Here is a 1873-nt window from a genome sequence, read left to right on the forward strand (position 1 = left end):
ACACTGACTTGACACTGACTCATGTGTACTCATATGTTGACATTTATGTCCTCTTCGTGCAATATCAACGGAAAGCTTCTTCAAAAATGATTTGGGCCGAGGCATTATAATACCTCCGCAGTAGCTTCGTTAACAATCTGCTGGAGGTTAGCTTTAATAGCCTGTAGCTCAGACAAGCTATATTCGCTTCTTGAGCCGGGCTCCTTACCAACAAATTGATTTATTTTTCGATCGATAGCTGATTTCAACAATACAAAATTAGTTTTTCCGAGGTGTTTCTTATCAAGTTCGCGTCCATGCGGATTAATTCCGCGTTGTTTCAAAATAAACCCGGTTTCATTCCTCACAAGTTCGTCTAATGCTTGTCTCGATGCTTGCCTTTGCCGTTGCTTTGTTGTTGGTACGGGTTTATGCTCATATGCGGTACGAAGGTCTTCAAGGGTCACACCTTTATCTTGCAAAAGTTGAATCGCTCTTTGAACTTCGGCATCTTCAAGAATTAATGGGATTTCTTCAATGATAAGACCTGCTTGCCCCTTTATTTCAACTTGGTTTGGTTTCCTCCATCTTGTTCTAGGTTCAATTTCTATTTCTGTTGCATCTCCGAAATCCAAGCTCTCCATCGGGAGTAATTGATCGAAGAACTCTCTGTCTGCTTGACTACACTCCTGAAAGTCGCTCCACAATCTAGCGATATTGGAGCCTGCATGGAAAACAACTGTTCCTTGATTATTAATACTTTCAGAATCATTCTGATCGATGGCCCTCATGATTCTTCCGACAAACTGAACGAAAGGTGAAAGCTCCCTGAAAACACTAAACACTGCGGCTACACTTAGATGCGGGTGATCGAATCCTTCTCCCAGTTTCCGAACTTGAACAATGGCATCCAGTTGATGATTTTTAAGCCGGTCTAGCACACGCTCGTTTTCAGCACCGTCCTGCAAGCTATGAACATAGTCAGCCTGTAAACCTCTAGCCCTATATGCTTCAACAACTTGAATGCAATGCTGATAATTGAGAGCCGAAGCAATAATCTTATGGCGAGGGTTCTGAGACTCGCTTCTGATCTTGTTAAGGGCACGTATTGAAGCATCGACAATAGTGAACAACGTTTCTTCCGATGTAACTATACTTCTTCGAAAATCGGCGTCTTCCTCACCAAGTCTGCGAACTTCATCAAGACTAACTTCTACTTCTCTATTATCCTATTATCCTCTCTCCGAACGTATTTTAGTGTCTGTGGATTTAATACAACAGCCTTAAGCTTCTTTACATATCCTTCTTCTATTGCTCGGACAATTGGGAATGAGTATATAATTTCCCCGGACATCAGCTGTCCATCAGACCTTCTTGGAGTTGCACTATAATTTACGATTCTAGCTTCCGGAAACGCTTCTCGCAGTATGTTCCAGCTTTCAGCAACATTATGATGTGCCTCATCGAATAATATTAAGTCAAAGAAATCTGATGGAAGGGCTCTTAGCCAGCGATTGTTGTTCCCTTGAAGCTGTTGAATATTCGTAATAACAACGTCGGCTTCTTCCAAATCACTAACATTTGTCGCCGTGCCCCTAATTTCTGCAGGCTCGGGATATTCTTGTCCGTTTAATACCCGGCATTTAATGTAGAACATATCTTCCTTAGTAGGATCAAAATCTTTATATAACTGACCTGCAATGTTAATACCGGGGGCGATTACTAGAGCCCTTCTAGATTTAACTGCAAATGGGGTCAATGTAATAAGGCCCGATTTTCCGCACCCTACAGGCAAGATGATTGAAGTTTCTCTTACATCAGGTTGACCCTCATAATGTTCAAAGATTTTGGTATATGCTTCTTTCTGCGGAATTCTATCCCGAAAATTAAAGTA

At 41.6% G+C, this 1873-nt stretch carries 2 protein-coding genes; both read right to left on the reverse strand.

The features are described 5' to 3' along the window. Positions 1-104: 104 nt before the first annotated feature. Positions 105-1112 carry a DEAD/DEAH box helicase gene (locus ABEV74_RS23035; protein WP_430150040.1) on the reverse strand — a complete coding sequence of 336 codons (1008 nt, stop codon included), beginning with the start codon at positions 1110-1112 and terminating at the stop codon, positions 105-107. A gap of 80 nt (positions 1113-1192) precedes the next feature. Beyond that, positions 1193-1873: DEAD/DEAH box helicase family protein (locus ABEV74_RS23040; protein ID WP_430150042.1), on the reverse strand; the 681-nt coding region annotated here is incomplete at its 5' end.

This window comes from Paenibacillus cisolokensis (assembly GCF_050481165.1).
Classification (GTDB): Bacteria; Bacillota; Bacilli; order Paenibacillales; family Paenibacillaceae; genus Paenibacillus_AH; species Paenibacillus_AH cisolokensis.